The 18,844-nt window shown below is 44.5% G+C and carries 13 protein-coding genes, 1 tRNA gene and 1 pseudogene; 6 read left to right on the top strand and 9 right to left on the bottom strand.

The annotated features are described in order from the left end of the window. Window positions 1-8 precede the first annotated feature (8 nt). From HHL17_RS08960 to HHL17_RS08945, 4 genes are all read right to left on the bottom strand, one after another. On the bottom strand, window positions 9-3,356 hold the full coding sequence (locus tag HHL17_RS08960) for a SusC/RagA family TonB-linked outer membrane protein (protein ID WP_169224394.1): 3,348 nt from the start codon (window positions 3,354-3,356) through the stop codon (window positions 9-11). A 49-nt stretch (window positions 3,357-3,405) separates the two neighbouring features. Continuing rightward, window positions 3,406-4,359: a FecR family protein gene (locus tag HHL17_RS08955; RefSeq protein WP_169224393.1), complete on the bottom strand. Its 954-nt coding sequence runs from the start codon at window positions 4,357-4,359 to the stop codon at window positions 3,406-3,408. A gap of 66 nt (window positions 4,360-4,425) precedes the next feature. Continuing rightward, window positions 4,426-5,007, bottom strand: coding sequence for an RNA polymerase sigma-70 factor (locus HHL17_RS08950; protein ID WP_169224392.1), 582 nt, complete (start codon window positions 5,005-5,007; stop codon window positions 4,426-4,428). A gap of 118 nt (window positions 5,008-5,125) precedes the next feature. Then, window positions 5,126-5,389, bottom strand: coding sequence for a UBP-type zinc finger domain-containing protein (locus tag HHL17_RS08945; RefSeq protein ID WP_169224391.1), 264 nt, complete (start codon window positions 5,387-5,389; stop codon window positions 5,126-5,128). Window positions 5,390-5,488: 99 nt separating this feature from the next. Between HHL17_RS08945 and nfi the strand changes: the two genes are divergently transcribed. Both nfi and HHL17_RS08935 read left to right on the top strand, forming a co-directional pair. Then, a complete protein-coding gene (gene nfi, locus HHL17_RS08940) occupies window positions 5,489-6,178 on the top strand; it encodes a deoxyribonuclease V (protein WP_169224390.1) in 690 nt (229 codons plus the stop codon). Between the two features lie 111 nt (window positions 6,179-6,289). Beyond that, window positions 6,290-6,363: transfer RNA gene (locus HHL17_RS08935), tRNA-Asp, on the top strand. A gap of 121 nt (window positions 6,364-6,484) precedes the next feature. Here the strand turns inward: HHL17_RS08935 and HHL17_RS08925 are convergent. Further along, window positions 6,485-6,987: pseudogene (locus tag HHL17_RS08925) on the bottom strand (putative polyvalent protein kinase domain-containing protein). Between the two features lie 387 nt (window positions 6,988-7,374). On the opposite strand from HHL17_RS08925, the gene HHL17_RS08920 reads away from it, so the two are divergent. Next, window positions 7,375-8,142 carry a hypothetical protein gene (locus tag HHL17_RS08920; RefSeq protein WP_169224387.1) on the top strand — a complete coding sequence of 256 codons (768 nt, stop codon included), beginning with the start codon at window positions 7,375-7,377 and terminating at the stop codon, window positions 8,140-8,142. A 440-nt stretch (window positions 8,143-8,582) separates the two neighbouring features. Beyond that, window positions 8,583-9,416, top strand: coding sequence for an isocitrate lyase/PEP mutase family protein (locus HHL17_RS08915; protein WP_169224386.1), 834 nt, complete (start codon window positions 8,583-8,585; stop codon window positions 9,414-9,416). A 121-nt stretch (window positions 9,417-9,537) separates the two neighbouring features. Here HHL17_RS08915 and HHL17_RS08910 read toward each other — a convergent pair whose 3' ends face one another. The 3 genes from HHL17_RS08910 to HHL17_RS08900 are packed head-to-tail and all read right to left on the bottom strand — an operon-like array spanning window position 9,538 to window position 15,177. Then, window positions 9,538-10,929, bottom strand: coding sequence for a TolC family protein (locus tag HHL17_RS08910; RefSeq protein WP_169224385.1), 1,392 nt, complete (start codon window positions 10,927-10,929; stop codon window positions 9,538-9,540). A gap of 23 nt (window positions 10,930-10,952) precedes the next feature. After that, entirely contained in the window at window positions 10,953-14,111 is a 3,159-nt protein-coding gene (locus HHL17_RS08905) for an efflux RND transporter permease subunit (protein ID WP_169224384.1), read from the bottom strand. A gap of 1 nt (window position 14,112) precedes the next feature. After that, window positions 14,113-15,177: an efflux RND transporter periplasmic adaptor subunit gene (locus HHL17_RS08900; protein WP_206155944.1), complete on the bottom strand. Its 1,065-nt coding sequence runs from the start codon at window positions 15,175-15,177 to the stop codon at window positions 14,113-14,115. 197 nt (window positions 15,178-15,374) lie between these two features. On the opposite strand from HHL17_RS08900, the gene HHL17_RS08895 reads away from it, so the two are divergent. Both HHL17_RS08895 and HHL17_RS08890 read left to right on the top strand, forming a co-directional pair. Then, a complete protein-coding gene (locus HHL17_RS08895; protein WP_169224382.1) occupies window positions 15,375-16,856 on the top strand; it encodes an aminotransferase-like domain-containing protein in 1,482 nt (493 codons plus the stop codon). A gap of 183 nt (window positions 16,857-17,039) precedes the next feature. Further along, window positions 17,040-17,855 (top strand): alpha/beta fold hydrolase, encoded by an 816-nt coding sequence (locus HHL17_RS08890; protein ID WP_240975113.1) that lies wholly within the window; start codon window positions 17,040-17,042, stop codon window positions 17,853-17,855. Between the two features lie 90 nt (window positions 17,856-17,945). Here the strand turns inward: HHL17_RS08890 and HHL17_RS08885 are convergent, their stop codons facing one another. Continuing rightward, entirely contained in the window at window positions 17,946-18,749 is an 804-nt protein-coding gene (locus HHL17_RS08885; RefSeq protein ID WP_169224380.1) for a class I SAM-dependent methyltransferase, read from the bottom strand. Between the last annotated feature and the right edge of the window lie 95 nt (window positions 18,750-18,844).

Here is an 18,844-nt window from a genome sequence, read left to right as displayed (position 1 = left end):
GCAAATCATCAGAAATTCACGGCTACGCCGACAGTATAGGATTTGGTACTGGAATAGGCAGCACCTCTGCCATTGCCCACTTCCACATCCCAAAGTTTGAACGGGGAGAAGGTGAGAAGGTTAACACCCTGCAGGAAAATGTTGGACGATTTAAGGCCGATACGTTTCATGAGGCGTTGTGGCAGGCTGTAACTCAACTGCAGTGTCTTCAGACGGAGATAGTCACTGCGTTTCACCCACCAGGAGCTGGCGGCGTAGTTATCGTTCAGCGAGCCGGCCATCAGACGGGGATAAAATGCATCCTGACGGGGATTCTCTTCTGTCCAGCGATCGGTGATATTGCTGAAGAGGTTACCTCGTGCAAGGCCTTGCTGGAAAGGCATAGTGCCTTCACCGCTGAGGAGCACGTCCACATGAGCAGCGCCCTGGAACAATGCAGAGAGGCTGACAGATTTATACCCCAGTGTGAACCCAAATCCGTAGATGATTTCAGGAACATCACCATAACCGATAGGCACCTGATCGTAGGTATCTATGACGCCATCGCCGTTGATATCTTTGTATCTGATGTCACCTGCCCGGACATCACCAGGCTGGCGCGGCGAATTGCGTACTTCCTCATCACTCTCAAAAAGACCGAGGGCGACGTAACCGAAACGCTGGTCTACCTTGTGGCCTTTTCTTTCCAGCCATGGATATTTCCAGGCGGGGTCGTCGTTTTCAATGACTTCGTTTTTGTTGTAGGTGAAATTGCCCAGCAATTGTACAGAGAGATCACCGAAGCGGCGGTTATAAGTCACCGATGCATCGATGCCTTTGTTATCGATAATACCAACGTTACCAAAAGGAGCGTTGATCATGCCGATGTAACCAGGCAGAGATTTACGGCGCAGGAAGATACCGCTGCGGTATTCCTTGAAGAGGTCCACCTGTAGAGTGAGGCTTTCGTCAAGCACTTGTATATCAAAACCGAGGTTCGTCTTTTTAGAAGTCTCCCATTGCACGTCCACGGCATATTCTCCAATTTCCTTACCCGTAAATTTCTGGTCAATATTTTTACCAAAATAATAGTCGCCGGTACCCGCCACAGTAGCCAGGTAGGCGAATCTTCTGCCATCGATATTACTGTTGCCTACGAGGCCATGCGAGAAGCGTACTTTAAACAGCTGTACGTAATCTTTAACAGGTTTAAAAAATTGTTCTTCCGATATCACCCATCCGAGTCCGGCAGATGGGAAGAAGCCATAGCGTCTGTCTGGATAGAAGTTTTCCGCACCGTTATAACCGAAGTTCAGTTCCGCGAAATATTTGTTATTAAAACCATAGGTAAATCTTCCCGCAAGTCCCTGAAAGCGGTATGGCAATGACGTTTCAAGGTTAGTTGCATATGTGTTGGCCTTATCGCTATTATTATAGAGCAGCATGCCGGACACATCGTGTTTACCAAAGCCACGGTTGTAGTTTACTGCCAGTTCATTGTAGAAAGAGCGTTCACCCTGGTTGGATTTATCATAAGCGAGAAATTCCGTACCGATGGCAGTCTGTTCATATTGCAATTTGCCATCTCCATCACGGCCGGTAGCATACCAGGTATCCGGTGTTTTCGTATAGCGGTTGCTGGTATAGTTATAGGCATCAAACGAAAACATACCGGTAACAGACAAGCCTTTTGTGATAAAGGGCAGTTCCTGCGTCAGGCGCAGGTTAGAGTACAGCTGGCTTCTCCATTGGTTCGCATAACCGCTTTGCGTAAGCGATGCCCAGGGATTTTTCAGTCCGCCGCCGCGCAGATCGGCGACTTTGCCATCAGGGTAGCGGGTGGGTATCTGCACAGAAGTCAGGTAGAAAGCATCGGAGAAAATATCACCGACACTGGTAGCCGGCAGGTTAACGTTATTCAGATAACCCTGGATGCCCAGCTTGACCGTTGTTGTTTTGGATGGGGTGAGTGTAATGTTGGACGTTACATTATAACGTTTGGAATAGATGGAAGAGTTGTATTTAGAAAGGCCATCCACATTGTAAAGGCCCAGTTCATCATAATAACCGAGACCGATGTAATACACCGCTTTTTCAGAACCGCCGCTGATATTGGCATTGGCGTTTCTCACTTTACCGTGATCGCGGAACAGCTCTTTGAACCAGTCCACATTGGGATACAGGTAAGGATCGCTGCCATCGCGTGTTTTCTGGATAGCTTCATCCGTGTAGATGGGAGCGCTGCCGCGTGTTTTCAGGGCTTCATTGGAGATCTGCATGTAAGTAGGGCCATCAGCAAAAGCCGGCAGTTTGGCAAATTGGGTGAAGCCTTCGGTATAACGGATATTGTAAGATGGCTTACCCGCTTTACCTGATTTAGTAGTGATCAGTATAACGCCGTTGGCCCCACGAACACCATAAACAGCCGTGGCAGAAGCGTCTTTCAGCACAGAAAAACTTTCTATGTCCTCAGGGTCCACATTGGCGATATTCCTGGGTACGCCATCCACCAGTGTGAGCGGAGCACTGAGCCCTTTGGTAAAGGTGGAGATACCGCGGATATAGATATTGGCATCGTTGTACCCCAGTTCACTGCTGCGTTGTACCGACACCATACCGGCGATACGGCCACCGAGCGAGTTAGTGAGGTTAGACACCGGTTGTTTCAGGTCTTTGGGGGAGATAGTAGCCTGTGCGCCTACCAGGCTGATTTTTTTCTGTTCACCATAACCCACCACCACAACTTCTTCCAGCGAAGAAGATGCCGTTTGCAGGATGACGTTGATTTTATCTTTTCCCGCCACTGGCATTTCCTGTTTGCGGTAGCCGATGAGGCTGAACACGAGTGTGGCATCATCAGGCACAGAGAGGATATACCTGCCGTTGACATCCGTACCGGTACCGATGCGGCCGTCTTTTACAGCGACGGTCACTCCCACCATAGCCTGCCCGGAAGAATCCAGTACAATACCTGTGATTTCCCGTTTTGGGGCGTCCACGCCCGGATGCACCTGAGAAGGTCTATTTTTTACAGCCACAGAAATAGTTGTACCCGATGTTTTGAACTGAAGGCCCGTCTGTTTGTCCACTTCCTCCAGCAGTCGTGCTACAGGAATGTTCTTGTGTTGAAGGGAAACCCTGGCAGCAAAAGCTTCCAGGGATTTATCAAAAAGAAAGCGGAAGGAAGTCTGTTTTTCCACGATGCGGAACACTTCCACCACCGTAGCTTGTTTCACAGCAATATTGACCGTTTGGTTGTCCGGCCCGGGAGCCTGCGCCCTCAGCGTTGTTGCAGGTGCTACCGCCAGCAGCAGGCACAGGAAGTTTAGCATGACCTTTCCCGTAAGGCCACGGATAGTGGATAAAGATAGTTTCATACCTTAAATTTTGTAAGCGTCGTATAGGAGTGACAGTATGGTCCGGTTATTATTTTTCACGGATTTTTATGACTTGTCCCTCTTGTTGGTATTGGAGGTTGTATACAAAACAGATGGATTCCAGTGTAGCCGTTAACGAAGTATTGGTTTGTGTGCCGGACAGTACATGCTGGCCGATGCCGGGCGACAACAGGATAATTTTAACGCTATACCATCTTTCCAGAATAGCAGCCACCTGTTGCAGCGTCAGGTTGTTCATATCGATGATGCCTTTCTGCCAATTGCTCATCTGTTGCGGATCAGTGGCGATACTGACAAAGGTGGCAGTAGCATCATAGGTTACCTGGTCGCCTTTTACCATGATCAGTGATTTGCCTTCCGGGGATGACACCTGTATTTTACCTGACACCACGCCCAGCTGTTGCGTTTCGCCGGGATATGCCCGGATATTGAAGGACGTGCCCAGCACGCGGGTACTGAGTGCGCCGGAGCGTACCACAAAAGGCTTGATTTCGTTTTGCCGTACATCGAAATACGCTTCACCTTCCAGGAACACTTCCCGGATGGCATCCGGCGATGACGCATACCGGATAGCAGAACGGGCGTTGAGCACCACGGTCGTACTATCGGGCAGGGTTATACGTTTTATTTCGCCATCCTTCGTAGTAGCTGTCAGCAGTGCAGGCTGGCGGTGCCCTATGCGGGGCAGCAGCTGGTGCAATGCCAGCAACAGGGCTATGGCAGCAGCATAGGGCAATGACTTACGGAGATAGTGTTTCAGCGGGCGTAGCCTGTTGACAGGTATTGCCTGCATCACTTTCTCTTTCAGTCCGGATGGCAATGCCTCCTCCTGACTTTGCTGCCATTCCGCATAAGGCAGCAGGTCGTCTAATGCCGGTTGTTCCGTCATGTGCAGGAAACGCCGCAGTTCTTCCGCAGTAGCGGTATGTTCCTGTATTTTCCGGATCAGTTCCTGCATGTCCGAGGCATCGTACTTCGTCATATTTAACTGGCTCTTTCCCTTATATACACGAAAAAAGAAGGGACTACTTAGTGGAGTGAAATAAATTTATTGGATTAACAGTAACACGATTAATATATAGGCATCTTTTAGTTCTGTGCGGATTGTTTTCAGGCTACTGTGGATATGGGCTTCCACCGTGCGTATGGAGATGCCCAGTTTATCCGCGATTTCGCGGTGAGAGAGGCCTTCTTCACGGCTCATACGGAAAACGGCACGCTGTTTTTCACCCAGTTTTTCCAATACCTGTTGGTATTGATTGAACAGCTCGTTATAATCTATCCGTTGGCGGATATGGTCTTCCTGTTGCGGCAAAGCTTCCGCAGGCTCTATGGTGGCTAGTTGGCGTGTGGCTTTGTTACGGATGAAATTCAGAATATGATTACGTGCAATGGTGAAGAGCAATACCTGCACATCGGCCGTCTGGTCTATTTTATCCCGGAAATGCCACAGTTTCAGAAAGATGTCCAGCAACAGTTCTTCCGCATCTTCCTCATTGCCCACCTTCTTTTTACAGTACGCGAGCACTTTCGGCCCGAGCAGATCGAGCAGGGAGCGCAATGCTTCCTCCTCCCCGTGACAGAGGCGTTGCAACAGTTTTGGTGAAATCAGATTGGTTGTATTGTCCATGACGGAGACAAAATTAACATGCTATTATTAACACAAGGTTACGCCGCGGCTATCGTATCGTGGATCATCATTGTTCATCCGGTGGAATTTGTATCCGTCAATATTAATAAAATTTTCTTCAGTATTCAGCAAAAACTCCGTCTTTATAACACCAGAGCCATTGTTCTCCCGGTTCAGCCGAAGAGATGACCGGATGATCTGTCAGGTGAAAATGCTGTGTCATATGCCTGGCGGGGGAGTCATCGCAGCAGAGGGTGGCGCCGCAAGTTTGGCAGGTACGCAGATGTACCCAGGTACCATCATGTTTGATGCATTCTTCACAAACGTAGTCCTTAGCAGTTTTAATGTCGGTGATGGCTTTCAGATGAGAACAGAGTGTCATAATGAGATCATTTATACTGGTAGAAAAATATGTCCTGGTGACACGATATGGTAATCAAATATACAAATAGTTAATATTGCAGCTAAAACTGAGCTGTACATGATCACACCCGCCGATGCCATTATCCTTCAGGAACAGCTGAGGGCGCAGGTCATCACTACTGATGTGCTGCCCCACCCTATCCGGACTATTGCCGGTACTGATGTAGAGTACGACAAGTCCACCAACCTTATTGCCGGCAGCGTGGTGGTACTGGATTACAACACCCTGTCTGTATTGGCCGTTGCCTCTCACTGTATGGAAGTGACCTTTCCTTATATCCCCGGGCTTTTTTCTTTCCGGGAGATGCCACCACTGCTGGAAGCCTATCGGCAGCTGGAGGTGGAGCCCGACCTCATCATCTGCGATGGCCAGGGACTGGCACATCAGCGTCGCTTCGGCCTGGCTTGCCATTTCGGGGTAACGCTCAACAAGCCGGTGATAGGTTGCGGTAAAACACGCCTGTGTGGCCAGTATCAAAACCTGGACGAAGCACGCGGCAGCGTAGCCCCGCTGATAGCGGAAGATGACCAAGCACTGATCGGCCATGCCCTGCGTACCCGGGACGGTATTAACCCCGTATTTGTTTCCGTGGGTCATAAGATCAGTCTGGACACCGCTACCGATATCGTCCTGAAAATGGCCACCCAATACCGTCTGCCGGAAACCACCCGGCTGGCTGATCACTATGCGCGGCTGGCATTATTGGATTACAAATCAGGATCAAACAAGCCACCAGAAAGCGTTTAAATATTTATTTAAATAAAATTGTATAATTATTTGGCTGATTCAGATAAATATTTCTATATTTGCAACCCCAAACGGGGCCAACGGTTTGGCTGAAAAGCAGAACCACAGCGAGGATTGGTAGTTCAGTCGGTTAGAATGCCGCCCTGTCACGGCGGAGGTCGCGGGTTCGAGTCCCGTCCAGTCCGCAAAAAATTTAAAAAGCCTTCAAGTCTGTAGATTTGAAGGCTTTATTTTGTTCGTTATACAGACTTTCCCCTCAGTATAATTAATTGCTGATACGCTGAGAAATTTATTATTATTTAGGAGCTACTTATTCTGGAATGCAGTATAAAATACAGTGTCGATAAAAAATAGTGTATTGGAATTTACAATCACATTTTCATCATGAATATCTTCTAAAATCAAAAGCCGAGAAAAGTATAAGCAGTATCGGCAAAAAGCAGGTTATGGATAACAAGGCTATTAAAAAATTCGAGCCATGTCGCGTAATAAATAGCATCATTTAACTTAATAACACTATTATTAGCACCATTGAAATATATACTGGCCTCACCACCTTTTGCTAAGAAGGTAGTCTCATCAGGTAAATCAGTTACCCATAAATTATTTTTACTGCCATACCGTTTTAAGAATTCGGCCTGCTCTTTTTTAATGATTGATTTACTTTCGAAATCTCTTTTAACCGTTGTACTTGTTTTAAAGCTTGTGCATAAGAGATTTCTGATTGCTGTGCAATTATCTGCTTCCCCCTCAAGGATAGTTCCATTAATGATATTTTCAAGTTTGCTTCGGGTATCATTATTACTCATTTGATGTAAAAATAGTGAAAATTGATTTACTATTAAACACAACAATTTTTCAAATACTTATACATATAAATAGTTAGCATATTAATATTAATCTATTAATTTAATCCTATTCTAGCCTTCCCAGCATAGCTATTAGTAATTAGCTCAAAAATAAAAGGATCAAGTTGAAAAGTTGGGACCGAAAAACGGTGTACCTGTTTTCTTGTTGTGTATTTTCAAAATTTTCTAAACCTGGTTCTCCCGGCTTTAACGAATATCTAATGCCTGATACACACCGCCTGAATATTTCCCCTCCATCCGGGCCTTGCTATTGGATAATCTTCAGTGCAGCCATCAAATAGCTTTTGCTGATAATGCTATCTTTAGCTATCATCAGTATCATTCGTTATGGCAAAACAGATTTCTATCATCACCTTCACCGGCAGGCTCGGCAACCTGATCGGTTACAGGCGTAATGGCAAACACTTCCTGCGAAGCATGCCTTCATACGTCCGGCAGACGGCAGCTACCCGCAGGGCCGCTCAACGATTTGGCATAGCCAGCAAAAAAGGAGCGCTCATCCGCAGTGCTTTTTTGGGCGAGCTGGATGCTGGTTGCGATAGCGGGCATATCAACAGGCTGACCAGCGCACTCATTCCCGCCACCGGTAATAACATCAGGAGCATTACCGGCTTCAGGTTCAACCGGCATACGGGAACAGACAGGTTTCTCATCCATGCACCCAAACTTTCCCATGATGGTATCCTGTACATTTCGCCACAGGCATTACCTGCATACAAAGGCATCAACGGCCTGGAAATAAAGGTGATCGCCGCCCGTATCCATTTCGCTACACACCAGGTAGTAGGTACAGAAAGCGCTGTGCTCATAGTAAAAACCGGGGAAGATTTTAAAGGAGCAGCATGTAATGTGGATGTACCGGGTAAAGGAACATTGATAGTTGTTCTACAGGTAAGAGGTGTACAGGACCATGTTCCTTCCTGCAACACGAAATACTTCGCCGCTGATATTATTGCAGCAGAGCCGCCGCCGCCCCTGCCGGAGCTCCTGCACAAACAGATCTGTCCAGAACGCCCCCGGTTAAAACTGCTGTCAGAGAAAATACCGGCCGCTGCATCAGTGCAACTCCTGCTCCCTGTCATTCAACGGGAATAAGCCGTTTTCCTGCCTGGCAACTGTATACTGATGAACAAACATAACTCCCTTTGAACTACATACTCCCACCTACTGCCCGCAGGCTTAACCTGTGGTCTGCCTTTGCATGCATGTCCTGCATCGTCTCCATCCTGCCTGTTATATTTCATTAAGGCTATACCTCCAAAGAACACCCCCGCATCAAGTCCACCTTTACCCCTGGGTTACTATAGGCATGCTGTATGTACCATAGCCATATATCCAGGGAAACACTCCTTTCTCATTGCTGTCGACAGGCAATGTGTTGTTACTCCATCTCCCAACTTTTCGACTTGATCTATAACTTCCGCCTGGACTACGATGAATATTAAATCTGGCTCCTAAAAACGCTGCATTATATCAATAATTTTATTGGGTGAACTCGAACCAACTGACTCCCGATTTAAAATTGCAATAAATATATGTCAAACACGAAACCTGATCAGACGCAGAAAGCTGACCAATTTAGGGCTTTGCACCATTCTGACAAATTACTACTATTACCTAATGTCTGGGATCACGTCAGTACAAAGCTAATAACGAAGCTGAACTTTCCTGCAATTGGAACAGCCAGTATAGCCACAGCGATTTCAAACGGCTATCCGGATGGAGAGCATATACCATTTCCCCGGCTTTTGGAAGTGGTGCGTAACATTACAGCTGCAGCTGATTATCTTCCAGTCACAGTGGATATAGAACGTGGGTTTTCCGGTTCGATCAATAAACTGGAGGAAAATATAGCTGCACTCATTGAAACCGGAATTGTGGGAATCAATATTGAAGACAGTAATGTTAATCATCATGACCTGTTGCATATCAAAAAGCAATGTGAAAAAATAGCTACTATCCGGAAGGTTGCTGATGACCTGGGGGTTCGCCTGTTTATCAATGCCAGAACAGATGTTTATTTTAATCCGGATATAAAAAACCCGGTTGAAGAGGTTTTAATAAGAGCTGAAGCATATGCGGATGCGGGAGCAGACTGTATATACCCGATTCTTGTAAAAACATATGAAGAAGTGGAGGAAATTGCTGAAAAGTCCCCTCTGCCGATTAATGTGCTCCTCATTGAACCGATCAGAGATCTGCAACGATTACAGGCAGCCGGGGTAGCAAGGGTTAGCCTTGGTCCTTTATTATTTAGTCTTGCCCTGACAAAGATCAGAGATTCAGCAGCAGCGCTTAAACAGCATAAAACAGAGGACCTTTTTGACGGGGAATTGTTGTCATATGCATCACTGCATGATCTTCTATAGATGGCGGATTCATTTAAAGAAACAGGGCCATCTGATTCTTTGCCAAATATCGAAAGCCACTTAAAAAGTGGCTTTCGCAAACAACCAGCACAACGGCAATACAACAATCACTATTATTGCATCATTGCCAACCGCCCCCCAATGCCCGATACAGATTAATCAATGCCCGCCATTCTGAAAGCCTGTCATTTATATTATCCAGCTGTGCCGAGAGCAAGTTTTGTTCTGATGTTAGCACATCAGTGTAATTGGTAGTCGTACTATATCGCAACAACTTTTTTGTGAAATCCACTGATTTTTCCAATGCTTTTAATTGCTTATAGCGGATTATCTGTTGATCTGCAGCGGTATGGTAATCATATAAGGCATCGGAAACTTCCTGCCCGGCAATAATTAACGACTGCTGATAATTCAATAATGATTCCTGTTGCCGGCTTCTTGCAATTTCCAGGCGGGCTTTGTTCTGTCCCTTGTTCAAAATAGGCTGAGCAAGGCCAGCGGCAATATTGGCAAAAAAACCGGCAGCAGAGAACCACTCCTTAAAACTATAACTTGAAAAACCTATTGCTCCGGTAATATTGAAGGAAGGATAAAAATATGTTCGTGCGATATTAGTATTTTCAAAAGCAGCCCGAAATGCATATTCAGCTTGTTGCACATCCGGTCTGTTTTTTAAGAGCATTGCCGGTACTCCGATCTGAAGAGAGGCAGTATTTATCTGTTGTTCCGCCAGGCTACTCCTTCTCACTATACCTGGTGGATCTGCAAGCAATACATTTATTGCATTCTCAGCCGCTCTGATCTGCCGCTTCAGTTTTGGCACCTCCACTTCTGCCGCATACTGGTTAGCTTCACTCTGTACCACGGCGGCACCATTCACTACATTCGATTCTCTCAGAACTTTCATGGCACGGGCATCTTCCTTTCGGTTTAACACAGTTTTTTCCAATACGTCCAATTGCTGGTCCAATGCCAGCAGAAGATAATAATTCCCCGCAATGTCAGCTACAATTTGAGTCTGCACAACTTTCCGTGCAGCTTCCTCTTTCAGCAATTGAGCAAAGGCAGTCCGTTTTGCGCTACCTAGTTTATTCCAGATATCTGCCTCCCAGCTGGCATTTATCCCCACGTCATATTGTGTTGTGGAGGTAATGATGCCGAATCCTTTCGGGTAAGACAAACGTGACCTGGAAACACCGGCGCTGCCAGCCACATCAGGTAAAAATGCTGCTTTGCTTTGTATAAAAGCAGCCCTCGATGCTCTTATGCGCTCAATACCTTTTTTGAGATCCAGGTTTTGATCAATTCCTTTTATAATTAATTGCCGTAACAGGGAATCAGTAAAAAAAGTGTCCCAGGGCATAACACCGATGCTGCTTGTGTCAGTATCTAAACGATCCCGGTATAGGCCATTCACCTGCATGTCCGGCCGCTGATATTTTTGTGTGATTTTGCAGGATACCAAAAAAACGGTCATTATGGGCAGAACCCACCATTTATAAATATCTTTCATCTATTATTCTTTTTGAAATACGCTCAGTCAATTGAAACAGGGCTTAACTCCCGGGTGATTTTTTTTGAAGGATGACCACCAATCCTTTCCTGCAGGGATTGAAAAATGATAAATAAAACCGGAATAATAAATATCCCAACCAATGTCCCGATAAGCATACCCCCCACGGCAGCCGTACCAATGGACCGGTTGCTGATGGCCCCGGCACCAGTAGCAAGCATTAAAGGCAACAGGCCGAATATAAATGCGAAGGAAGTCATCAGAATTGGACGCAGACGGGTAGTGGCCCCCGCTACTGCCGAATGTATCAGTCCTTCTCCATTCCTTCTGTGCATTACAGCAAATTCCACTATCAGGATGGCATTCTTGGCCAGCAACCCTATCAGCATGATTAAGCTGATCTGGAGAAAGATGTTATTATCTAATCCGAATAAACGGGCAAACAGAAAAGCGCCAGCCAGCCCTACAGGAAGTGAAAGCAGTACAGACAGCGGCAGTATATAACTTTTATACTGGGCGCTCAATAAAAAATAAATAAATACAATGGATAAAATAAATATTAACACTGTTTGTTTGCCGCTTAGAATCTCCTCCCTACTGAGGCCGGAAAATTCATATCCGTAGCCACTTGGCAGCGTTGTGGCCCCCACCTCCTGAATAGCCCTGATAGCGTCGCCTGAGCTATAACCAGGATTGGGAGAACCATTGACGAGGGCGGAATTAAAAAGATTAAACCGATTGATGAATTCAGGTCCATAGATCTTTTTAAGTGTAATAAACTCAGACACAGGCGCCATTACGTTCTTGCCGTTTCTTACAAAAATACCCTGAAGTGCCTCTGCTGAGGTCCGATGCAACGCGTCAGCCTGAATAATCACTTTATATTGTTTTCCGAAACGGTTAAAGTCCGAAGCATAGATCCCTCCGAGGTAGCCCTGTAATGTTTGCAGAATTGAATTAACCGGCACACCGGCCTCTTTTGCCTTTGCAACATTTACGCTTACTTCAAATTGTGGATAGTTAGTATTGTAGGGCGTTGTTGCGTACATGATTTCCGGTCTTTCCTGCAAAGCCTTCATGAACTTTTGAATCACGTTATCAAATGACTGATAATCTCCGCCTGTTTTATCCTGCAACTGAAACTCAAAGCCACTGCTGTTACCAAACCCCTGCAGTGTTGGTGCTGTAAAGAAAATAATATTGGCCTCGTTTATTCCAGCGGTTTGCGCTACCAGTTTCCCAACAATACTATTGATGTCCTGTCCTTTATGCGTACGCTCGTCCCATGGTTTCAACTTAACATACAAAGAGCCGTAAGCACCACCGGCACCACTGATCAGATCGCGGCCAGACACCAATGATGTTAAGCCTACTTCAGGCATTGATCTGGCAATACTGTCCATCTTATAAACAATCTGCTCTGTACGTTGCTGTGAGGCCGCCGGGGGCAGGATAATATTGCCATATATAAATCCACTGTCTTCATTTGGCACAAACCCGGTTGGGGTAGTTTTTACCAGGTACCAGCATAACATAGAGAAACCGCCCATGGCGACAATGGCCAACCACTTCCTTCTGGCAAGGAACATCAACGCTTCTGAATAACGCGCTGTCATAGCCGAGAATGCAGTATTGAAACTTTGAGAAAACCGCTTTAGTAAATTCTTTTCTGGTCTGTGGCTAGTGGTATGTGCCTTTAGCAATAATGCACATAAAGCAGGACTTAATGTGAGCGCATTTATCGCAGAAATGATAATAGCAACGGCAAGGGTTAAACCGAATTGCTTATAAAATGCTCCTACTGAACCCGTGATAAAAGTAACGGGAACAAATACAGCAGTCATAATCAAAGTAATGGATATAATGGCGGTACTGATTTCATGTATGGCACTGACGGTTGCCTTCTTTGCAGAATGTGCGCCCTGGTCTAACTTGGCGTGTACTGCTTCAACGACAACAATAGCGTCATCTACCACAATACCAATTGATAACACCAGCGCAAATAACGTTAACAGGTTAATGGTAAATCCGAATAGCTTCAAAAAAAAGAAAGTACCGATGATTGCAACAGGAACCGCTATGGCAGGTATAAGCGTTGAACGTAAATCCTGCAGAAAAATGAATACCACAATAAATACCAGCACAAAAGCTTCGATTAATGTATGTACCAGCTTATCCATGGAAGCATTCAAAAAATCATTGGCATTGGTGTAAACAGTAAATTTCAATCCCTTGGGCAACTCTTTGGCTGCATCATCCAATATACTCTCACATTTCTTAATGATATCATGAGCGTTGGAGCCAGACGTCTGATTAACGGCAATATAAGGGGCAGGATAGCCCTGGGCTGTAGTAGTACTGGAGTAGGATGCTGCGCCTAATTCAATTTTCGCTACATCTTTAAGACGTAATACCTGGCCGTTCCCCACAGACCGAAGAACGATATCACCGAATTGTTCCGGCTTTTCCAACCTGCCGGTGTATTTTAAGGTATACTGGAAAGATTGGTTACTATTTTCCCCCAGTTTACCGGGTGCTGCCTCAATATTCTGCTCCGTGAGCGCCGCGATAATATCCGCAGGCATAAGGTTATAGGATGCCATGACATCAGGCTTAAGCCATATCCGCATGCTGTACTCCTGTCCACTATAGATATAGAGGTCACCTACCCCATTTATTCGCTTTATTTTAGGTAATACATTTATCCGGAGATAATTCTCCAGGAATTTTTGATCGTACTCCTTTTTTTCACTGTATAACAGGAAACTGAATATTTCGCTGCTTAAGCGTTTTGTTGTACTAATGCCAGCTTTCACTACTTCTGCCGGCATCAGGCTGATAGCTTTGTTCACTCTATTCTGAACATTCACTGCAGCCATATCCGGGTTGGCATCCTGGTTAAAGGTTATTGTTATTACAGCAGTTCCATCATTACTCGCCCTGGAAGTCATATAAGTCATATGTTCCACACCATTGATCTGCTCTTCCAACGGAATAATCACACTCTTCATAACAGCATCCGCATTGGCCCCCTGATAGGTTGCCGTCACCTCTACGGTAGGCGGTGCTATGTCAGGATACTGGGTAATAGGTAAAGCGTATAATCCCAGTAAACCAAGAATTACTATAATAACAGATATTACCGTAGATAGTACGGGATTCTCAATAAATTTTCGTAACATACTATTGTAATGAAGTTGTTGTTGCTTTAATTTTAATTCCGTCTTTCAGATTAGCTATACCAGATGCTACAATCCGATCTCCCGCCTTCAGCCCATTCTGAACTACAAAAAAATCTCCGGGCACACCTTCAACAACTTCTATCGCTGTACTATTGGCTGTATTTTTTTCATCAAGTTTATAAACAAACCTTTTACCCTGCATTTCATAGGTAGCCTTCTGAGGTACCAGCAATGCATTAGGGATCTCCTGTTGCATACGAACAATGGCACTTCCTCCACTTCTTATTATCCCCAATGCATTAGGAAAAGTTGCTCTGAAACTGACCGCCCCTGTCTCCGTATTTATCAATCCGTTCACTGTTGTCACACGGCCCTTCTCTTTGTATTTAACCCCAGTGGGAAGGATCAATGAAACAGGCGCCAGCTTTTGCAGCTTATCCTCCAGCGTAATACCAGCATGTGTTTCGGAGAATAACAGGAATTGTTTTTCATTAACTGAAAAATAAGCATATACCTCCTTTATTGCCGACACCGTTGTTAACGGCAGCAAGGAACTACCGGTTACCAGACTTCCGGTTTTATAAGGAATGCCTCCAATCACTCCGTCAACAGGGCTTAGGATGGTCGTATATCCAATATTTATATGTGCATTGACCAGGCTGGCTTTTGCCTGTACCAACGCGGCTTCTTTAGTTTGCAGTATAAATTTTGCCGTCTCCAGCTCATAGCTGCTGACTATCTCCTCTTTAACAAGTGGAATAACCTTTTCAACCTGCATTCTGGCTGTACCCACCTCTGCTTCTGCACTTTTAATAGCGGCAGCCGCTGTACGCATTTCCTGTTCATATTGAGGCGCATTTATCTTAAAAAGAACCTGCCCTTTTTGTACAGATGCTCCTTCATCCACATATATCTTCTCAATAAAACCATCTACCTTTGGTCTTATTTCAATATTTTGTACACCCTGTATAGAAGCAGGATAATCACTGTATAAGCTGGTGTTTTTCACTTCAACCGTTAACACCGGAAATTCCTTTAGCGCGGAGGTTTCTGTTTGATGCTGCAATTTACTCCCACAGGAGTTTAGCACAATTACAGGAAACAACAGGAAGACGAGACTATTAATTTTATTGCAGAACATGACGTGATCTGGATGCCTTTTAGATAAAAAAAATAAATAGTGAGCAGTTACTGTTCACTGGCAAAACTATAAAGGCATTCATTTACCTTTGGGGGCCAGTTTCAACATTCAATGTAGTCCATATGCTTCCATTTAAGACACTGCTTAAACTTGACAAGGATACCAGTACACCTTTATATCAACAAATATCCAATCAATTAACGGAGCTTATTCTCGACAGTATTATTAAACCAGGAGCGACTTTGCCCGGAACCCGCGAAATGGCGGTTTTACTTGGCGTACACAGAAAAACAATAGTTGCTGCATACCAGGAGCTGGAAGCGCAGGCCTGGGTTGAAATTGAGCCGAGAAAGAATGTTACGGTCGCAGAAAAACTACCCCGAATAAATCCCAGGGATTTTAACAAATCCAAAACAACGTCTGCCTACACCAGGGACACCGGCTTTGAAGTAAAAAAAATAATTGATTTCCCGGCTTTGGCCCCTCAATCCACAGAATATCGTTTGGTGATCAACGACGGATTCCCGGACCAAAGAATAGCGCCAATAGATCTGCTACTGAGAGAATACCGTAGTTTGTTCCATAGTTTTTCGCACAGACATACTCAAAATCAAAGCAGTCCAATGGGCTCATTGAGTTTGCGATCTGCACTGGTAGAATATCTATCAGATAGCAGAGGATTAAATATCGACACCAATAATATCCTGCTAACACATGGTGGGCAAATGGCCATTTATATAGCTGCCAAAATTTTACTCCGGCCCGGTTCAACTGTGCTGGTAGGTGAGCCCAATTTCTTTCTGGCCAATCTGATTTTTGAGCAATTCGGCGCAAAACTCGTAAAAGTTCCCATGGATGAAAATGGAATGAAAATAGACTTTATCGAACAATTCTGTAAGACTCAAAAACCTGATCTTTTATATATCATCCCACACCATCACCATCCAACAACAGTAACACTAAGTACTGACAGGAGAATAAAATTGATGGGCATAATCCGGAAATACCATTTCCCGGTGATTGAAGATGATTACGATTATGATTTTCATTATAATGGCAGTCCAATATTGCCATTAGCAAGCGGGAATCATGGTGGGAATATCATTTACATTGGTTCACTTACCAAATCACTCACTACTTCCGTCCGTTTAGGATACATGATTGCTCCCGGCAATTTTATTAACGAAGCGGTTTTAGTGAGAACCATCCTGGATTACAGAAACGATTACCTGTTCGAAGGAGCCCTCGCCGCTTTAATGCAAAACGGGGAAATGCGGAAGCATATAAAAAAATCAGTAAAATTGTATCGTGCCCGGAGGAACCATTTATGTGATCAACTACAAGAGCAACTGGGAAATGTGGTTTCGTTTGCAAAGCCAGCGGGAGGCCTTGCGGTTTGGACTAAATTCAATGAAGGTTTTTCCTTACCCGAAATTTCCAAACAGGTAGCAATTAATGGTATGTTCATGAATGATGGAAAATTCTATAGTTATGGAACACACCATTTGAATTCACTACGATTTGGGTTTGCAGGATTGAACGAAAAAGAAATAGATGAAACAGTGGCCATAATAAAGCATGTAACTGATAAAATGGGAAAATGAGAAAGTTCAGCAGCCATAATAACAATACAGCGCCGGAATTACCCCCTAAGATTGTCGTTTTCACACAGTATCGGATTCTGAAATGAATCCCATCTTTGTATGGCCAATAAAATTTGAAACGTTATGCAAACGCTACTCAAAACACGACATCTCTTTCAATCCATACTCCTAATCTCGATCATTATGTTTACAGCATCTAAATCTGACGGGCAACACGTCAAACCTTCCGAAAGCGGTTACGCACCTGTCAATGGTATCAAAGTTTATTATGAAGTGTATGGCGAAGGCAGGCCCATAGTTTTACTACATGGTGCTTATATGACAATTGATCTGAACTGGGGGCAATTAATCCCTGAACTGTCAAAATCCCGAAAAGTAATTGCTATTGAACTGCAGGGGCATGGACATACGGAATTTTCAGAGAGAAAATTATCACTGACTACTTTAGCAAGTGACGTGGAAGGCGTAATGGACCACCTGAAAATTGACAGTGCTGATATAGTAGGATATAGCTTTGGTGGCAAGGTGGCATACCAATTTGCCATACAAAGCCCAAAACGGTTAAGGAAATTAGTCATCATCTCTTCCACCTATAAAACGAGTGGCTGGCTCCCGGAAGTAACCAATGGGTTTAAACAAATGAAACCTGAATTTTTTACGAACACGCCTATGCACGCGGCATACGACGCAGTAGCGCCCGACAAAACAAAATGGACAAAGTTCCTGGAACAGATGATTGCTTCCGCTGGAACACCATTCGACCTGGGAGACGCCAATATCTCGAAAATTACCGCGCCAGTATTAATCATATCGGGCGACAATGACGGGCTAGATAAAACTGAGTTGATAAAAACATACCAATTACTGGGAGGTGGGGGTGCTGAAGGTTTGGCCGCTATGCCCAAATCACAACTGGCCATTGTTCCTGGACAAGGACATGTTAGCCTGATGAAAGAGACGGCAATAATCTCGACCTATCTGAATAATTTTTTAAAGTAATCAACACTCCTCTTCTCTCCCAAAAGGGAAAATCAGTAAGTTATTGCTGATTTTCCCTTTTTCATTCTTGCTACCAAAGCAACTATTCTGCTAATCCCGCAACTTTTCAGCTTGGTCCGAGTTGTGTATCACCGCAAATAAATCGAGGCAATCATCGTCAACTTTTAATAAAGAGAAGTCTTCGTCTGTTATCATTCTTGTTTCCGGAGGAGCAGAGAGGAATAGCAACAACCTGTTGAGGTTATTCATAATTGAATAGGGGATTTTAAGTAAGGCAGCAGGCATTTTATCTATCAAACCCCACCTGTCAATCCTGAGAATACCTGCCACTGCTTTCTTATTCACTTCGTAGTATTCTTTTACTCTTTCATTTCCGAATACGCCATAAATATCGAACTTATCGAAATATTGATGTACCAGGTGACCCAGTTCTTCGCCGGTATATTCTCTTACATGAAAGGGATTTCGAACAAGCGTGGTAAGCCTATTGGGTGTTGTAATAAGAATAACGCCATCCTTTTTCAGCACTCTTTTCATTTCCGAAAGCAACAATGCATCTTGCCGGATATGTTCTATTACCTGGAAACACACTATTGTATCAAAACTCCCGTCAGGAATTTCCTGAAGAAAAGGAAGTGTGCACTTTAAAAAACGAGTGTTTTTAAATGCAGGCTCCACAACCGGAACCTTCTTATCCAATCCAACATACACATTAGCGTCCGCAGCCAGAATAGAAGCACCATAAGCAGTACCACAGCCTATTTCCAATACATCCTTTCCTGACAACCACTTTTCCGGAACACTCTTATAGGCAAATAAATGTCTCTGAAAAATGTAATTATTGATATGTGAAGAATTGTTTGTTCTTTCTGCTGTCTGAATCAGGTTTATCATAACTTATTTTCTTTTGTGTTAAGAATGCTTACTTATTCTTATACACATAAATAAGTTCTGACCCTTACCAGAATAAAATAAAGAAGGAAAGTATT

Origin of the sequence: Chitinophaga fulva (assembly GCF_012927205.1) — a bacterium.
GTDB lineage: Bacteria > Bacteroidota > Bacteroidia > Chitinophagales > Chitinophagaceae > Chitinophaga > Chitinophaga fulva.
This window is presented reverse-complemented; position numbering and strand designations above follow the sequence as displayed.